16 protein-coding genes and 1 pseudogene are annotated in these 16630 nt (G+C 71.1%); 9 read left to right on the forward strand and 8 right to left on the reverse strand.

Annotation, left to right across the window (positions count from 1 at the left end; genetic code table 11):
* Nucleotides 1-55 precede the first annotated feature (55 nt).
* Nucleotides 56-256 carry a PspC domain-containing protein gene (locus ACIA73_RS07280; protein WP_398417384.1) on the forward strand — a complete coding sequence of 67 codons (201 nt, stop codon included), beginning with the start codon at nucleotides 56-58 and terminating at the stop codon, nucleotides 254-256.
* Here ACIA73_RS07280 and ACIA73_RS07285 read toward each other — a convergent pair.
* Nucleotides 199-684, reverse strand: a complete 486-nt coding sequence (locus tag ACIA73_RS07285) for an ATP-binding protein (RefSeq protein WP_399437297.1) — start codon at nucleotides 682-684, stop codon at nucleotides 199-201. The two genes, ACIA73_RS07280 and ACIA73_RS07285, sit on opposite strands and share 58 nt — an antisense overlap.
* Nucleotides 685-851: 167 nt before the next feature.
* Entirely contained in the window at nucleotides 852-2027 is a 1176-nt protein-coding gene (locus ACIA73_RS07290; protein WP_399437298.1) for an adenosine deaminase, read from the reverse strand.
* Nucleotides 2028-2130: 103 nt separating this feature from the next.
* Here ACIA73_RS07290 and ACIA73_RS07295 point away from each other — a divergent pair, with 103 nt between their 5' ends.
* Together ACIA73_RS07295 and ACIA73_RS07300 are read left to right on the forward strand one after the other, a co-directional pair.
* Nucleotides 2131-2877 carry an alpha/beta hydrolase gene (locus tag ACIA73_RS07295; protein WP_399437299.1) on the forward strand — a complete coding sequence of 249 codons (747 nt, stop codon included), beginning with the start codon at nucleotides 2131-2133 and terminating at the stop codon, nucleotides 2875-2877.
* A gap of 113 nt (nucleotides 2878-2990) precedes the next feature.
* A complete protein-coding gene (locus tag ACIA73_RS07300) occupies nucleotides 2991-4046 on the forward strand; it encodes a calcium:proton antiporter (RefSeq protein WP_399437300.1) in 1056 nt (351 codons plus the stop codon).
* Here the strand turns inward: ACIA73_RS07300 and ACIA73_RS07305 are convergent.
* Entirely contained in the window at nucleotides 4036-5085 is a 1050-nt protein-coding gene (locus ACIA73_RS07305; RefSeq protein WP_399437301.1) for a LysR family transcriptional regulator, read from the reverse strand. The two genes, ACIA73_RS07300 and ACIA73_RS07305, sit on opposite strands and share 11 nt — an antisense overlap.
* A gap of 62 nt (nucleotides 5086-5147) precedes the next feature.
* Here ACIA73_RS07305 and ACIA73_RS07310 point away from each other — a divergent pair, with 62 nt between their 5' ends.
* The 3 genes from ACIA73_RS07310 to ACIA73_RS07320 all read left to right on the forward strand — a co-directional run bounded on the left by ACIA73_RS07310 (nucleotide 5148) and on the right by ACIA73_RS07320 (nucleotide 8575).
* A complete protein-coding gene (locus ACIA73_RS07310) occupies nucleotides 5148-6467 on the forward strand; it encodes an MFS transporter (RefSeq protein ID WP_399437302.1) in 1320 nt (439 codons plus the stop codon).
* A gap of 215 nt (nucleotides 6468-6682) precedes the next feature.
* Nucleotides 6683-7336: a L,D-transpeptidase family protein gene (locus ACIA73_RS07315; RefSeq protein WP_399437483.1), complete on the forward strand. Its 654-nt coding sequence runs from the start codon at nucleotides 6683-6685 to the stop codon at nucleotides 7334-7336.
* Between the two features lie 111 nt (nucleotides 7337-7447).
* On the forward strand, nucleotides 7448-8575 hold the full coding sequence (locus tag ACIA73_RS07320) for a sigma-70 family RNA polymerase sigma factor (protein ID WP_399437303.1): 1128 nt from the start codon (nucleotides 7448-7450) through the stop codon (nucleotides 8573-8575).
* Between the two features lie 39 nt (nucleotides 8576-8614).
* On the opposite strand, the pseudogene ACIA73_RS07325 reads toward ACIA73_RS07320, so the two are convergent.
* Together ACIA73_RS07325 and ACIA73_RS07330 are read right to left on the reverse strand one after the other, a co-directional pair.
* Nucleotides 8615-8797: pseudogene (locus tag ACIA73_RS07325) on the reverse strand (hypothetical protein); the annotation flags it as partial.
* Between the two features lie 136 nt (nucleotides 8798-8933).
* Nucleotides 8934-9782 carry a DUF6597 domain-containing transcriptional factor gene (locus ACIA73_RS07330; RefSeq protein ID WP_399437304.1) on the reverse strand — a complete coding sequence of 283 codons (849 nt, stop codon included), beginning with the start codon at nucleotides 9780-9782 and terminating at the stop codon, nucleotides 8934-8936.
* Between the two features lie 95 nt (nucleotides 9783-9877).
* Between ACIA73_RS07330 and ACIA73_RS07335 the strand changes: the two genes are divergently transcribed.
* Nucleotides 9878-10465, forward strand: a complete 588-nt coding sequence (locus tag ACIA73_RS07335; RefSeq protein WP_399437305.1) for a TIGR03086 family metal-binding protein — start codon at nucleotides 9878-9880, stop codon at nucleotides 10463-10465.
* 16 nt (nucleotides 10466-10481) lie between these two features.
* On the opposite strand, the gene ACIA73_RS07340 is transcribed toward ACIA73_RS07335, so the two are convergent.
* The 3 genes from ACIA73_RS07340 to ACIA73_RS07350 form a co-directional block, all read right to left on the reverse strand.
* Nucleotides 10482-12044, reverse strand: a complete 1563-nt coding sequence (locus tag ACIA73_RS07340; RefSeq protein WP_399437306.1) for a mannosyltransferase family protein — start codon at nucleotides 12042-12044, stop codon at nucleotides 10482-10484.
* 344 nt (nucleotides 12045-12388) lie between these two features.
* Complete coding sequence (locus tag ACIA73_RS07345; protein ID WP_399437307.1) at nucleotides 12389-13678, reverse strand: thymidine phosphorylase; 1290 nt, start codon at nucleotides 13676-13678, stop codon at nucleotides 12389-12391.
* Between the two features lie 143 nt (nucleotides 13679-13821).
* Nucleotides 13822-14166, reverse strand: coding sequence for a hypothetical protein (locus tag ACIA73_RS07350; RefSeq protein WP_399437308.1), 345 nt, complete (start codon nucleotides 14164-14166; stop codon nucleotides 13822-13824).
* A gap of 95 nt (nucleotides 14167-14261) precedes the next feature.
* Here ACIA73_RS07350 and ACIA73_RS07355 point away from each other — a divergent pair, with 95 nt between their 5' ends.
* Together ACIA73_RS07355 and ACIA73_RS07360 are read left to right on the forward strand one after the other, a co-directional pair.
* Complete coding sequence (locus tag ACIA73_RS07355; RefSeq protein WP_399437309.1) at nucleotides 14262-14483, forward strand: DUF397 domain-containing protein; 222 nt, start codon at nucleotides 14262-14264, stop codon at nucleotides 14481-14483.
* Between the two features lie 117 nt (nucleotides 14484-14600).
* A complete protein-coding gene (locus tag ACIA73_RS07360; RefSeq protein ID WP_399437310.1) occupies nucleotides 14601-16628 on the forward strand; it encodes a protein kinase in 2028 nt (675 codons plus the stop codon).
* Nucleotides 16629-16630: the final 2 nt, after the last annotated feature.

Raw genomic sequence — 16630 nt, forward strand, 5'->3', positions numbered from 1 at the left:
AGCCCACGACGGAGGCTCCCCCACTGAGCCTCAGATGCTCGCGAAGGAGCCCGCAATGACCGCACTTGTCCGCCCCCGTGACGGCCGTGTGATCGGCGGAGTGTGCGCAGCGCTGGCACGGCGCTTCGGCACCTCCGCGACCACCATGCGCGTGATCTTCCTGGCCTCGTGTCTGCTGCCGGGACCGCAGTTCCTGATCTACCTGGGCCTGTGGGTGTTCCTGCCGGGCGAGAAGACCGCGAAGACCGCCTGGTAAGGAACGGTTACAGCCCTGCGCAGAGGGCCGCACGCGTACGGTACGACGCCGAGGCCGGGGACCGCACCGGTGGGCAGGCCCTGGGTCGGCAGGCCCTGGGTCGGCAGGCCCTTGGTGGGCAGGCCGCCGAGGAGACCGCTGACCGGGTCCGCGCCTTCACCGGCGGGGAGGCTCTGCGCGGCGGTGGTGGGGGCGGTCGCGGCGCTCCTGCCCAGCGCGTCCTTGCCGGCGTTCAGGGCCTCCGGGGCACCGGCCGGGAGCTTGCTGGTGGCCTGGTCGACCGGGAGGGCGGAGGTGACGGCGGTCAGCGCACCGGCCGCGTCCGGTACGGAGGGACCCACGGCCGCGGCGGCGGAACCGGCGGCGGTGGCGGCGAAGGCCGCACCGAGCGCGGCGACACCGAGGGTCTTGGCAGCAGACTGCTTCATGAAAACAACGTCCTCAGGGTGGGGGGAAGTGAGCGGCTCTGCAAGCTAGCCAGAGCCCCACACACCCCGCAAACACCCCGGCGCGGCCGCGAGTTGATATTCGCGGCCGCATATGTTCCGCGTGAGATCAACTTGGCAACCTCCGGAAAACCCCTGATCAGAGCGGGTTACTGGAAGAGCCACTCCGATTTCAGCTCGGCATAACCGGGCTTGATGACGTCGCTGATCATGGCGAGACGTTCATCGAAAGGAATGAAGGCGCTCTTCATCGCATTGACCGTGGTCCACAACATGTCGTCGAGCGTGTAACCGAAAGCGCCGATCAGGTGCTCGAACTCGCGGCTCATGCTGGTGCCGGACATCAGGCGGTTGTCGGTGTTCACCGTGACGCGGAACTGCAGCTTGCGCAGGAGACCGAAGGGGTGCTCCGCGTAGGAGGTGGCGGCCCCGGTCTGGAGGTTGGAGGTGGGGCACATCTCCAGCGGGATGCGCTTGTCACGGACGTACGCGGCCAGCCGGCCGAGCTTCACCTCGCCGTCGTCGGCGACCTGGATGTCGTCGATGATGCGCACTCCGTGACCGAGGCGGTCGGCGCCGCACCACTGGAGGGCCTGCCAGATGGAGGGCAGGCCGAAGGCCTCGCCGGCGTGGATGGTGAAGTGGTTGTTCTCGCGCTTGAGGTACTCGAAGGCGTCGAGGTGGCGGGTGGGGGGGAAGCCCGCCTCGGCGCCCGCGATGTCGAAGCCGACCACTCCGCTCTGGGGACCGGGGCCGCGGTAGCGGTTGGCGAGTTCGGCGATCTCCAGGGCGCGGGCGGCGTGCCGCATCGCGGTCAGGAGGGCGCCCACGCGGATGCGGTGACCGTTGGCCTTTGCGCGCTTCTCGCCCTCCCGGAAGCCGTCGTTGACCGCTTCGACCACCTCTTCGAGGGTGAGTCCGCCCTCCAGGTGCTGCTCGGGGGCGTACCGGATCTCGGCGTAGACGACGCCGTCCTCGGCGAGGTCCTCGGCGCACTCGGCGGCGACCCGGAAGAGGGCTTCGCGGGTCTGCATGACGGCGCAGGTGTGCGCGAAGGTCTCCAGGTAGCGCTCCAGCGAACCGGAGTCGGCCGCCTCGCGGAACCAGATGCCCAGCTTGTCGGCATCCGTCTCGGGGAGGTTCTGGTAACCACAGTCGCGGGCGAGCTCGACGATGGTGCCCGGGCGGAGCCCGCCGTCGAGGTGGTCGTGCAGCAGCACCTTCGGTGCGCGGCGAATCTGGTCCGCGGTGGGCGTGTTGAGGGCCTGGGCGGTGTGGGGGCCGGTGCTCTTGCCCGTGCTCGGGCGCGTGGTCTGGCTCGTCATCTGCGCACTCTAAGCCCTACGCGCGTAGATCGCGCCCGGTCGATACGTAACAGTGACCGTGCGGACGGGTGGAGTCCATCTCGGGTTCTGAGACTGTTCTGTTATGACACAGCAAGTCGAGCCGGGCCCGACTGCCCGGCTGGGGCGGGCCGTTGGGACTCCGGGCACGGTGGGCGGAGTGGCGCTGGTACTGCCCGGCGGGGAGCCTCAGTCCGCACGCGGACCTTCTCCATGGGCCCGGGCGGTGGTGCGCCCGCTGGCCCGCGACCTCGCCTCGGCGGGCGCCGGGGCGGGACTGGCGGTGCACGTGGTGCGGTACCGCGGGCGCGGCTGGAACGGGGACGACGCCCGGCTGGCGGCCGACGCCGACTGGGCGGTGGACGAGGTCGTACGGCGGTACGGGGACGTACCGGTGAGCCTGATCGGGCTGGACATGGGCGGCCGGGCGGCACTGCGGGCGGGCGGGCACCAGGCGGTGAGCTCGGTGGTGGCGCTGGCGCCGTGGCTGCCGGCAGAGGGTGCGGGGGCCGATGCGGAACCCGTACGGCAGCTGGTCGGGCGGCGGGTGCTGATCGCGCACGGGACGAACGACGAGCGGGCGGATCCCGAGCTGTCGTTCCGGCTCGCGGAGCGGGCGAAGAAGGCGAACCGGGACACCTGCCGTTTCGAGGTGCACTCGGACGGGCACGGAATGCGGCAGCACCGGTCGGAGGTGCGGGCGCTGGTGTCGGACTTCGTGCTGGGGGCGGTGTTCGGGCGGCCGTTCGCCCGGCCGGTGGCGGACGCGCTGGCGGCGCCGCCGCCGTTGGGGCTGCGGATGCCGTTGGCGCTGGGGTTCGGGCAGAAGTAGGGGCGGCGTCCGGAACGGGACCCGCCGTGCGCGGCGTGGAGGCTGCCACTCATACTCGAATCATGAGTAATGCGAGTATTGACCGGGTTCGGGTAACGCATTGGGCGACTTTCATGCCCCTCTTGGCACTGGTCCTGCTCGCCTTCTCGTGGGGGCGGGACATGCCGGGTGCGGTGGTCGCGCTGCTCGCGGTCTTCCTCGGCGGGGCCGTGCTGGCTGCCGTGCACCACGCCGAAGTGGTGGCGCACCGGGTCGGGGAGCCCTTCGGCTCGCTGGTGCTGGCGGTGGCGGTCACCATCATCGAGGTGGCGCTGATCGTCACGCTGATGGCCGATGGCGGCGAGAAGAGCGCGTCGCTGGCCCGGGACACCGTCTTCGCCGCCGTGATGATCACGCTCAACGGCATCGTCGGCATCTCGCTGCTGGTGGGGGCGCTCAAGCGGAAGGTGGCCGTCTTCAACCCGGAGGGGTCGGTGTCCGCCTTCGGAGCGGTGGCGACGCTGGCCGGGCTGAGCCTGGCGCTGCCGACGTTCACGACGAGTGCGCCGGGTCCTGAGTTCTCACCGACCCAGCTGATCTTCGCGGCGCTGGCCGCGGTGGTGATCTACGGACTGTTCGTCCTGACGCAGACCGTGCGCCACCGTGACTACTTCCTGCCGGTGACCCAGGAGGGCGAGGTCATCGACGAGGACGAGCACGCGGATCCGCCGTCCGCGCGGGTGGCCGCGGTCAGCCTCGGGCTGCTCGCGGTGTCGCTGGTGGCGGTCGTCGGACTGGCCAAGGGGGTCTCGCCCACCATCGAGGCCGGGGTGGACGCCGCCGGGCTGCCCGCTTCGGTGGTCGGTGTGGTGATCGCGCTGATGGTGCTGCTGCCGGAGTCGATCGCCGCGGTACGGGCGGCCAGGCGCGACCGCGTACAGACGAGTCTGAACCTGGGCCTGGGGTCGGCGATGGCCAGCATCGGCCTGACGATTCCGGCGGTCGCGGTGGCGTCGATCTGGATGGACGGGCCACTGCTGCTCGGCCTCGGGGCCACCCACATGGTGCTGCTGGTGCTGACCGTGGCGGTGGGCACGCTGACCCTCGTACCGGGTCGGGCGACGACGCTCCAGGGCGGGGTGCATCTGTCGCTGTTCGCGGCGTATCTGGTGCTGGCGGTCAGTCCGTAGGGGCGGAGGCGGGTCGGTCCGTGGGAGGTGCGGGTGCGGGGCCGTCCGGGGGGACGGACATGACCTGCATGACTTCCGGGAGCAGGTGGCCCCGGCGGGACAGCAGGAAGCGTTTGAAGGCGGCGACCGGCGGGGTGTCCGGGTGGCCGTCGAGCCAGGCGACGCCGATCTCGCGGGCGGCGCGGGGAGCGGTGACGGTCAGTTCCACGACGCCGGGGCGGGCGACCGCGGGCGGGGGCAGCAGGGCGACGCCGAGGCCGGCCGCGACCAGACCGCGCAGGGTTTCCGCCTCCTCTCCCTCGAAGGCGACCTTGGGGCGGAAGCCGGCCTCGGCGCACAGGTCGTCGGTGATCCGGCGCAGGCCGTAGCCGGGCTCCAGGGTGACGAAGGTTTCGTCGGCGGCCTCGGCGAGACGGATGCGTTTGCGGGCGGCGAGGCGGTGGTCGTCGGGGACGACCAGGCGCAGGCGCTGTTCGTCCAGGCGGCGGGAGACCAGGTCGGGGGCCTCCGGGACCGGTGAGGTCAGACAGAGGTCGAGGTCTCCGGCGCGCAGGCGCTCCAGCATGGCTTCGCCGTAGTTCTGGACGAGCTGGAAACGGATGTGGGGGTGGTCGGCGCGGAACGCGCGGATCAGGGCCGGCACGGTTTCCGAGCCCATGGTGTGCAGGAAGCCGAAGGCGACCTTGCCGGTGGTGGGGTCCGCGTCCGCGCGCACCGCGTCGGCCGCCTTCTCGACCTCGGCCAGCGCGCGCTCGACGGTGGTGAGGAAGGTGCGGCCCGCCGGGGTGAGGGAGACGGTGCGGCCCTTGCGGGCGAACAGGGCGACGTCGAGGTCCTGTTCGAGGCGGACCATGGCGCGGGAGAGGGTCGACTGCGGTACGCCGAGCTCGTGCGCGGCCCGGGTGACGTGCTCGTGGCGGGCGACCGCCGCGAACTGGGCGAGACGCGGCGCCAGCACCCCGGCCGCACTGGGATACCGAATGTCTTCTGTGTAACTGCTCGGTGACAGGCGACCCTGTGAGCTGTACTGATGCTGCATGGGATGAAGTATCGCGGTTTTGTGCATTGGACGCATGAGAAGGCGGGATCTACTTTCTAGGCATGCCTTCCGCCAGTACCACGGCGTCCATACCTGTTGTTGTGGGCGCCGCGCCTTCCGTTTCCTTCGATTCCTCTGTTTCGGGTGGGTCTCACGCGCCCATTGATGCGCGCATCGCCCCCTCCTCCCCCGGTTTCCGCCGGATGAGCTTCGCGCTCTTCGCGGCCGGGATGGCGGCCTTCGCCCTCCTCTACTCCACGCAGGCGCTGCTGCCCGCGATCTCCGCCGACCTCAACGTCACTGCCGCGCAGGCGAGTTGGACGGTGTCGGCGGCGACCGGGGCGCTCGCCCTGTTCGTGCTGCCGCTGAGCGCGCTCTCCGAGCGGTTCGGGCGGCGCACCCTGATGACGTACTCGCTGGCGATCGCGGTGGCGGTCGCCCTGCTGATCCCGCTGGCCCCGAACGTGGGCTGGCTGATCGCGCTGCGTGCGGTGCAGGGTGCCGCGCTGGCCGGACTGCCGGCCTCCGCGATGGCGTACCTGGCGGAGGAGGTGCGGCCGAAGGCGCTGGTGGCGGCGATCGGGCTGTTCGTGGCGGGCAACTCCATCGGTGGGATGAGCGGCCGGATCGTGACCGGCTGGGTCGCCCAGCTGTGGGGGTGGCGGGCGGCGCTCGCGGCCGTCGCGCTGATGGCGCTGGTGTGCGCCGTGGTCTTCCGGCTGATGCTGCCGAAGGCGCGCAACTTCCGGCCCGGGACGCTGAACCCGAAGGTGCTGGCGAAGACGGTCGGCGGCCATCTGGCCGATCCGCTGCTGCGGCGGCTTTACGCGATCGGGGCGCTCTTCATGACCGTCTTCGGCGCGGTCTACACGGTGATCGGCTACCGGCTGGTCGAGGCGCCGTTCAGCCTGCCGCAGGGCGTGGTGGGTTCGATCTTCCTGGTCTATCTGGTGGGCACCGTGTCGTCCGCGGGAGCGGGCAAGCTGGTGGCGCGGACAGGACGCCGCGGGGCGCTCTACCTGGCGGTGTCCACGACGACCGTCGGACTGCTGCTCTCGCTCTCCGACTCGCTCGTGGGGGTGCTGGCCGGGCTGGTGCTGATCACGGCAGGCTTCTTCGCCGGGCACGCGGTCGCCTCCTCGTCCGTGAGCCACACCGCGAAGTCGGGCCGCGCCCAGGCCTCCGCGCTCTACCAGTCGGCGTACTACCTCGGCTCCAGCGTCGGCGGCACGCTCGGCGCGACGGCCTTCCACGCGGGCGGCTGGGACGCGACGGTGGCGCTCGGCCTGCTGGCCGTGGCCGGCGTCGCCGGGATCACGCTGTACGGCACACGGTGCGCGCGGGTAGAGCGGCGCAGCTCCCTCGTTGTTGCCAATTCATGACACGTGAACCGCCTTGTCCGTACAACCGGTTAGCCTCCCCCGCCGTCTAGGTGGACATACGTGCAGCACGGCACGCCATGCGCGTCCTGCACGGCTGGGGAAAGGGAACGGCCATGGAGATCACGGGGTCCACGGGGGACCGTGGAAACGTAAGGACGGGATCGCTGCGGAGCGCTCTGCGCACCCGCACCGGGATAGCCGTCGGGGTCACCGCGATGGTGGTCCCGGCGGTACTGACCGTGGGGGCGGCAGCCGCTCCCGCGCAGGCGGCTTCCTGCACGACGAGCACGGGGCCGTACCAGAAGCAGGTGGAGAAGTACCTCGGGCTGAAGGTCGACGGCAAGCAGTCGGCGGCCGACTGCAAGAAGATCCGCACCTTCCAGTCGCAGCACGGCATCACCCCCACCATCGGCTACGCGGGTCCGGTGACCTGGCGTGCGATGGAGGCGATCACGAAGCAGCGGGCCGCCGCCCGCAACCCCAACGCGGCGGGCAAGTGCCCGGTGAACAAGGGCCGGATCGCCTGTGTCGACCTCAGCAGGCAGCTGACCTGGATCCAGGACGGCAAGAAGGTCAAGTACGGCCCGGTTCCGATCCGTTCGGGGCGCAACGGCTTCGAGACGCGGACCGGACTGAAGAAGGTCTATCTGCGCAGCATCAACCACTACTCGACGCTCTACCACGTGCGGATGCCGTACTCGCAGTTCTTCGACGGCGGCATCGCCTTCCACGCGGTGAGCCTGCCGATGTCGGCGCCGCCCGGCTCACACGGATGCGTCAACATGCGGACGGCGGACGCCAAGCAGTACTGGGGGCTGCTCAAGAAGGGCAGCAACGTCTTCGTGTACGGGCGCAAGCCCGGGACGTGATCCCGCTGCCGGCGCGGCAGTTCACGGCATTCCCGGTCCCGTTGTCAGACCTCTCCCGTAAAGTTCCACAGCAGACAGGCAGTGGGTGGATGAGCGGGTGGGGTGGACCCTGTGAGTGATGTCGCAACGCCAGGTGTGGATGCACAACTGGAGGACTACCGGACCGAGTTGACCGGGTTCTGCTACCGGATGCTCGGCTCCGCCTTCGAGGCGGAGGATGCCGTGCAGGACACGATGGTGCGCGCATGGCGCAGCCAGGACCGCTTCGAGGGCCGTTCCTCGCTGCGGTCCTGGCTGTACCGGATCGCCACCAATGTGTGCCTGGACATGCTGGGCAGCAGCAAGAAGCGGGCCCGGCCGATGGACTTCACGGACTCCCGGCCGCTCGCCCAGGCGCAGTTGAACCCGCAGCCGGAGGCGACCTGGCTGGAGCCGGTCCCGGACGGCCGGGTGCTGACCGTCGTCGCGGACCCGGCGGAGACCGCCGTCGCCCGTGAGTCGGTACGGCTCGCCTTCGTGGCCGCACTCCAGCATCTGCCCCCCAAGCAGCGGGCGGTGCTGATCCTGCGCGAGGTCCTCGCCTGGAAGGCGAGCGAGGTCGCGGAGCTCCTGGAGACGAGCGTCGCCTCGGTCAACTCGGCCTTGCAGCGCGCCAGGGCGACCCTGGCCGAGTCCAAGACCGCCGGGTCGGACACCGTGAAACCGATGGACGAGGAACAGCAGAAACTCCTCGAACGGTATGTCGCGGCCTTCGAGGGCTACGACATGAAGACGCTGACGGCGCTGCTCCACGAAGACGCCATCATGTCCATGCCCCCGTTCGACCTGTGGCTGGTCGGCGCGCCGGACATCACCGGCTTCATGGTCACGCACGGTGCGGCCTGCAACGGTTCGCGGATGCTGGCCACGGTGGCCAACGGCACCCCGGCGTTCGCCCAGTACCACCCGACGCCCGAGGGCCACTACCTGCCGTGGGCGCTCCAGGTCATCGAGATCTCAGACGGCCGGATCTCCCACATCAACACGTTCCTCGACACCAAGGTGTGGTTCCCACTGTTCGGCCTCCCGGCCACCCTGCTGCCGGACGGCAGTCCCGGGCCGGTCGCCGAGCCCGGGGGGATCTCCGGATTCGAAGCTGCCTTCGCCGCTGCGGCCGCCGCTGGTGCGGGCGCTCCTGGTGGGGGCGCTGGGGCTGCTCCCGGGGCCGGGGGTGAAGGACAGGCCGACCAGGTCGAGTAGGGCGGTCAGTTCGCGGCTGGGGTGCCCGAGCAGGAGCCGGCACCCCAGCCTGCGGGCGGTGAGCCGCATCCGGGCCAGCGCCTCGACGGCGGGCAGCGCGGGATCGGTGAGCGCGGAGACGTCACAGGTGAGCTCCGTCGCCCCGGTGGCCAGGATGAGTGCGTGCAGCCGCTCGCACAGGTGCGGTACGTCGGCCCTGGTCACCGGGGAGACGATCGCCATGGGGTGGTTCGTCGCAGAGTGTTCCACGGGGACTAGGACTGCCGGCCTGCCCGAAACTCATCGGTAGCGGCTGGAACGGGACCGCCGCACACCTTCAGCGTGCCCTGTTCAGCGTGTGCGGTTCAGCGTGTGCGGTTCAACGTGTCCGGCGCCCGGAGGCGTAGGCAGTCGGCGGCACTCCCAGCGTCGCCGTGAAGTCCCGTACCAAATGCGCCTGATCGGCATACCCAAGGTCGGCCGCGAGCCGCGCCCAGTCCACGTGGGCCTCCGCGTCCACGTCCACGGCGGTCGCGGACTCGGCGTACTCCAGGGCCTCCAGCATCCGGTAGCGCAGGATCACCCACTTGGGGCCGACGCCGATCCGGCCCGCGAAGAGCCGTTGCAGGGTGCGCAGCGACATCCCCTCGTCCCGGGCGAGATCACCGGCCCGGCGGATGGTGCGGTCGTGGCGGATGCGGTCGGCCAGCGCCATGGCCAGCTCGGCCCCGGGGTCGGGTCGCGGTCCGAGCGCGAGCAGAAACGCATCGAGTGCCGCCACCCGCGCGTGCTCGTCGGGCGGATCGAGTACGTCGCCGGAGGGGTCACCCTCCCCGTCGAGTCCCGGGAACACCTCCGCGAGCGGCACCTGCCGCCCGGTCCACTCCGACACCGCCGACCCGGGCACGAAGGGCCCGAAGCCTCCCGGCTTGAACTGGACGCCGCAGACCCGCCCGGCCCCCTCCAGCTTCCTGGTGAACATGCCCCTGCCGACCCCGGCGACCTCCCCGGAGCAGGGCCGCCCGGCATCCCGCTGGAAGACGACGTTCACCGACGGGTGCGGGACCAGATGGGAGGCGTACGGCTCCGGGAGGTCCCAGTCGATGAACCAGTAGTGCTCCAGGAAGGGACGGAGTTCCGGGGCCGGTTCGTGGCGCCGGAAGCGCACCCGGGCCATCAGTCCCGCCGCGTCGACAATGCCTCGGGTGTCCCTGCGCGGCGCTGCCATGAACAGGATTCTAGGTCTCCGCCCGGACGCCGGACCGACCCCGGTTGGCGCGTTTTTACAAGCCTTCGGCCCTCTCGTCTCCGTACCGTCGGACCATGACCCAGAAGATCAGCGAACCCAAGATCAGCGAACTGCTCGAAGCCTCCGCCGCCCGCGCCCTCACCGTGCTCGAAGGCATCGACGACGGCCGGCTCGGCGACCCCACGCCCTGCGCCGAGTACGACGTGCGCGCCCTGGTGAACCACCTCTTCCAGGTCGTCGTCCAGTTCCAGGCACTCGCGGCCAAGCGCGACGCGGAGTTCTCCGAGAGCGTGGACTACCTCGGCCAGGGCCCCGACTGGCGGCAGCGTTTCGCCGCCGAAACCGACCGGCTCGTCTCGGCATGGGCCGCACCCGGCGCGGAAGAGGGAACCTCAGGACAGATGGGCTTCCCCGCCCGCACCGTCGGCCAAATGGTCCTCGGCGACCTCACCCTGCACGCCTGGGACCTGGCCAGGGCCACCGGCCACCCCTACACCCCGGACCCGGCAGTCGTCGCCGACCTGACGCCCTGCGTCAAGGCGATGGCCCCCGGGGCCCGCAAGGCGGGGGTCTACGGCACACCGGTCGAGGTGCCCGAGGACGCCTCCGACTTCGACGTCGTACTGGCGACGACGGGCCGGGACCCGCACTGGAAGGCCTGAGGCGGTCCGGATTCCCTCAGCCCGTCCAGCGGCCCGAGAGGAAGGACACCGCGAAGACGACCATGAGGGGGGCGGCCACGGCGAGGTAGGCCGTCTTGACGCGGGGGGTGCGCAGGCTCCAGGCCGCCAGGAGGGTCCACAGGGGCCACCAGAGCAGGGTGGCCCGGGGGACGGAGGTGAACCAGTAGGAGGTGCTCAGGGCCCAGAGGCTGAGGGCGATGTAGACGGCTTCGGGCCAGCGGCGGAGTCGGAGCAGGACGCCGAGCAGGATCAGGCCGACGACCATCGCGACGAGTTCGGCCTGCCACATGAAGGCGTAGCCGGCGCTGTACTCGCCGCCGAAGGCCGCCTTCCAGGTGGTGCCCCATGACTCCCAGGGGGTGTGGAACTCGCGGAACCAGCCGCGTTCCTGGGCGTGCTTCCAGGCCATCCAGTCGCCGGTGCCGGCATGCAGATAGGCGCTGTAGAAGAGGGCGGGGAGGGCCGGGACCAGGGTCCAGCCGAGGGGGCGCCAGGCCCGGGAGGAGCGGGCCCGCCAGGCGGTGATCAGGAAGTGCACGCCGATCGCCGCCGCGACGAAGAGGCCGCTGATGCGGACGGTGGTGGCGAGGGCGGTCAGGATTGCGGCCGTGGCCCAGTGGTGGCGCTGGGCGGCCAGCCAGGCGGGCAGCGCGAGGGCGAGGAAGAGGGTCTCGGTGTACCCGGCGGCGAGGAAGATCGCGCACGGGGACAGGAGGAGGAAGAGGACGGTGCGATGCCCCTTCTCCGGAGTACCGCTCTCGGCGGAGGTACGTCGCTGGGGGGCGGGGGCAAGGACGGGGGCGGGGGCGGTGCCGTTGCGGCCGTCGCGGGCGGAGCGCTGTACCGCTTCGAGTGCGACGCTGCCGCCCTCGTAACGCTGCTCGACCACGGGAGCGCGGCTGCCGCCCTCGTCATGCTGTACCGGCACGTGGGCGCCGGAGCCCGCGTGACGGGGCTCGACCACGCGGGCGCCGGAGCCCGTTCCGGTGCGGAGGGCGCGTCGTACCGGGCCGAGGGCGGTGCCCTCGCCCGGCAGGTGCAGTCGGGCTGTTCGGGCCAGCGCGAGGACGACCACCGCGCCCGCGACGAAGGAGATCAGCAGGCCGGCCAGTGTCCAGTTCGGGATGACGACGTGGACGGCGCGCAGGAGGAGCGGGAAGCCGGGGAAGAAGGCCTCCCGGTTGTCCCAGCCCTCGGTGCCGGGGCCGGAGCCGGGTGGGAAGTAGCCCTCCTGGGCTATGTGGAGGAAGTGGGTCCAGTCCCATTGGGCCCAGCGGGAGAGGGCGGAGGGGGCGTTCCTGGCCTCGCCGTCGGCGGGGAAGAGCCAGGCGACGCTGTACGAGGTGACCCAGAGGCCGACCCGGGTGAGGAGGTAGAGCCAGAGGATGTCGCGGTCGGCGCCGTTCAGGGGGAGCGGCAGCCGCTGCCGGGCGGAACGCAGCAGGTGCGGCCACCGCCGGGGCCCCTCGCCCGGTGCGGGCGCGGTGGACCGGCGGCCCGTGTCGGGCTGCGGCGGCTTGTGCCGTCCGGTCCGCTGCGGTGGTGGCGCGACGGTCATGGTCCGGGTCTCCTGGGCGGTTCGGGTCGGGTTCGGCTGCGAGGTCGAAGGCGGCGGTACGGGCAGGGGCACACGTGCCGCCCCCTCGTACATGCGTACGCGAAGCAGGTCTCGTACGGAAGACGGCTGGAGCTCGGCGAACCGTTCCGTCTGCCCGCCGAAACCTTCCTGCACGACCGCAACACCCGCACATCCCGGCCCCGCACACACCCCGGCCCCGCACACATCCCGCCCCCGCACACATCCCGGCCCCGTACACACCACAGGACCGGCAGGACGCGCATCCACGCGCACCCCACCGGCCCCATGTGTCACAGAGCTAGGCACTCCCAGAGTGCCCCGACTCAGGCGATCCGGTCCAGCACGATCGGCGCCGGGACGAAGTTACGGGCGGCCTCGCTGCCCTCCTCGGCGGTGAGAACGCCCCCGTCCAGGGCCTGAAGCGCGTACGCGAACTTCTCCGGGGTGTCGGTGTGGAGGGTCATCAGGGGCTGGCCCGCGGTGACGCGGTCACCGGGCTTGGCGTGCAGTTCGATGCCCGCGCCCGCCTGCACGACGTCCTCCTTGCGGGCGCGCCCCGCGCCCAGGCGCCAGGCGGCGACGCCCACCGCGTACGCGTCCAGTTCGGTGAGCACACCGGTCGAGGAGGCGTTGATCACATGCTGCTCACGGGCGACCGGAAGGGCCGCGTCAGGGTCGCCGCCCTGCGCCTTGATCATGCGCCGCCAGACGTCCATCGCGGAGCCGTCGCGCAGGGCCTTCTCCGGGTCGGCGTCCGGCAGACCGGCGGCGGTCAGCATCTCGCGGGCGAGCGCCAGGGTAAGCTCCACGACGTCGGCGGGGCCGCCACCGGCGAGGACCTCGACCGACTCCCGTACCTCCAGGGCGTTTCCGGCGGTCAGGCCGAGCGGGGTCGCCATGTCGGTCAGCAGCGCGACCGTCTTGACGCCGTGGTCGGTGCCCAGGCCGACCATCGTGGAGGCCAGCTCGCGGGCGTCCTCGATGTTCTTCATGAAGGCGCCGGAGCCGACCTTCACGTCCAGGACCAGCGAGCCGGTGCCCTCGGCGATCTTCTTCGACATGATCGAGGAGGCGATCAGCGGGATGGCCTCGACGGTGCCGGTCACGTCGCGCAGCGCGTAGAGCTTCTTGTCGGCGGGCGCGAGGCCGTCACCGGCGGCGCAGATGACCGCGCCGGTCGACTCCAGGACGTCCAGCATCTCGGCGTTGGAGAGCAGCGCCCGCCAGCCCGGGATGGACTCCAGCTTGTCGAGGGTGCCGCCGGTGTGGCCGAGGCCCCGGCCGGAGAGCTGCGGGACGGCCGCACCGCAGGCGGCGACCAGCGGGGCGAGCGGCAGGGTGATCTTGTCGCCGACGCCGCCGGTGGAGTGCTTGTCGGCGGTGGGGCGGGAGAGCTGGTCGAAGTTCATCCGCTCGCCCGAGGCGATCATGGCGGCGGTCCAGCGGGCGATCTCGGTGCGGTTCATGCCGTTCAGCAGGATCGCCATGGCCAGCGCGGACATCTGCTCGTCGGCGACCGCACCGCGCGTGTACGCGTCGATGACCCAGTCGATCTGCTCGGGGCTCAGCTCGCCGCGGTCACGCTTGGTGCGGATGACGGAGATGACGTCCATGGGGACAAGGTTCCTTCCGGTCGAACGGCTCTAGGGGGTCAATCTACGCGCGTCACGCCGGTTACGAGAACGGGCGAGAGTAACAATCCGACCCGGGGAACGGGAGTTCCGACACCCCTCCCCCGGGTCGGAGGCCACGGCGACTACCGAGTCGCACCCGGCCCCGCCCCCGCCCTCCGCGAAAGCCGCTCGGCCACCTCCCAGGTGTGCCGGCCGTCGTGGTCGGCGAACAGACAGCACGCGTCGCGCGAGGGCGAGGGGCGGGCGGCGTCGCAGACCCGCAACTCCACCAACTCGGCATCCTCTTCGGTGCGCTTGGCCCACAGCGCGTGTCCGTAGTGCAGTGAGTCGATGAGACCGAAGTGGGTGCCGTACTCGTGCGGGGCCAGGTCGCAGCGCACCCAGCCGTCCCCGAGCGGTCCGCCGCAGCGTGCGGACGCCGCCTCCACCAGTACGTCCGGGAGCTCGACCCGGTCCGTGCAGCGCATCAGACGGCCGGTCGCATCGAACGGGCGGGGCGGGTCCGGCCGCCCGGACAGCGTGCACAGAGCATGATCAAGAGAGCAAGCGAGGAGCACGGACAGTGAAGAGCACCCACGCGGGAACCCTGAGCGGCGCCGACTGGTTCAGGTCCAGCTACAGCGACAACCAGGGCGGCGACTGCGTCGAGGGCGCCCACCTCGCCCACGGCACCCTCATGGCCGTCCGCGACTGCAAGGTCCCGAACGGCCCCGCCTTCGTCGTCCACGCCGACACCTGGGCCGCCTTCATCGACGGCGTGCGCACCGAGACGGCCCACTCCTGACCCACCACCCCACCGGGGAAGGGGGGCCCTCACCAAGGGGCGCCCCTACCCCGGCGGTCCCGCCAACGCCAGCAACCCCCCTCTCTCCACAAGGCAGTTGGGCTACCCTCCTCCCTCGTGGACCAGTTGATCGCCGAAGATCCGCCTCACATAGGCCCCTACCGCCTCATCGCCCGCCTGGGAGCCGGCGGCATGGGCCGGGTCTACCTCGCCCGGTCCGAGGGCGGCCGCACCGTCGCGGTGAAGGTCGTACAGAACGAGTACGCCCAACACACCGAATTCCGGGCTCGCTTCGCCCGCGAGGTCACTGCGGCGAGGCGGGTCGGCGGGAGCTGGACCGCGGCCGTGCTCGACGCCGACACGGACGCGCAGACGCCCTGGGTCGCGACGCAGTACGTCCCCGGGCCCGATCTGCACGCCGTCGTCACCGAGCAGCACGGCCCCTTGCCCGAGCACTCGGTCCGGGTCCTGGCCAACCGGCTCGCGCTCGCCCTCCAGGCCATCCACGAGGCGGGCCTCGTCCACCGCGACCTCAAACCGTCCAACGTCCTGGTGACCGTGGACGGCCCCCGGGTCATCGACTTCGGTATCGCCCGCGCCCTGGACAGCATGACCGGGGACAGCCTCCAGACCCGTACGGGCATGCTCATCGGCTCGCCCGGCTTCATGTCGCCGGAACAGGTCCGGGGACTCCACGTCACCGCCGCATCCGACGTGTTCTGCCTGGGCTCGGTCCTCGCCTACGCGGCCACCGGACGCCAGCCCTTCGGCGCGACCGGCAACGGGCTGCACGCCCAACTCTTCCGGATCGCCGAGGAGGAACCGGACCTGGCCGGGGTGCCACAGGCGCTCCTGGGACTCGTACGGGAATGCCTGCACAAGGACCCGGCCCGGCGCCCCACACCACAGCAGATCGCGGCCCGCACGGCCACCGAAGGCACGGACGAGTGGCTTCCGGGCTCACTGCTCGGCCAACTCGGCCGCCAGGCCGCACAGTTGCTGGACTTCGACCCCCTGCGCCCGCACACCGCCCTCGCACCGACCCCGGTCCGCGCCCCGGCCCGAACTCCCCTCCCTGCTCCGGTCCGCACTCCACCGGAGCCCGCCGAATCCGAGAAGGCACCTGCGCCGATCGCCCTCGCGGACGCCCCCACGCTCGACCCGGAGAACGCCGTAACAGCACCCTCGTACGGGAAGGAGCAGGCCCCGCAGGAGCGGCGCCGCCCGGCCTTCGCGGTGTGGGCGGCAGCCGGTGTGGTGGTCGCCGTCGTCGGCGGGCTGCTCGCGCTCCGCCTCCTGGAGGTCGGCACCCAAGGGGCCGGGGCGTCGCCGTCGGTGAGTGCGCCGAAGGCGTTGCAGGGGAGCTGGCAGGCGGACCTTGAGCGAGAGGGCGGGGACGGCATGGGCATCGACGGGATCACCGCACGCCTGTCCATCGGCGCGAAGGGTGCTGTGGAGTACTCCGTGTTGAACGAGTACCGGCTGTGCGTCTGGGAGAGCACCATCACCGACGCCAGGACCGGCTCCGAGGGCGACGCGATCAGACTCAGCTCGAAACGGTTGAAGAGCGCGATCCCGAAGTCCGAGGCGAGTGGCTGCAAGGACAGCACCACTGACTACGGCTCCTCCACCCCGCCGGACGGCACGGGAGCGTTCGTCACCAGCTTGAACGGGTGGTCCCAGTGGGAGGACGATCCGGGCTACTTCGACCACGGCAACGACGGGAAGACTCTCTACAAGCCCGACACGTTCAACAAGGCAGCGTCCGCCAAGGGCCCACTGCCGGAGAAGTTCCGGGGCTCGTGGAGCGGCCGGGGGCAGGAAGGCAGCTACCGGCTGGAAGCCACGTTGGGTACGGGAGCGGCGAAGGACGACGTCCGTCTCGTGTCCATCGGCGCGGTCGGGCAGAAGTGCGTGTACACGGCTGCGGTGTTCTCCCGGGAGTCGCACCTGGTCCGCACCGCGCCCGGGGAGCCCGCCGACAGCAAGCAGCCGTCGGGCTGCGCCAAGAGTGCCCCTTCGTTGTCCTTCCGGTTGGACGAGGACAAGGGGAAGCGGAAACTGTGGCTGGACCCCATCGGCGGTGCCACCACCCCCATCTTCGAGGCTCAGCGCTGGGCGGCAAAGCTGAACCCGGGCGGCTGAGG

The sequence above is a fragment of the Streptomyces sp. NPDC051561 genome, assembly GCF_044454195.1.
In the GTDB taxonomy this organism is placed as follows: domain Bacteria; phylum Actinomycetota; class Actinomycetes; order Streptomycetales; family Streptomycetaceae; genus Streptomyces.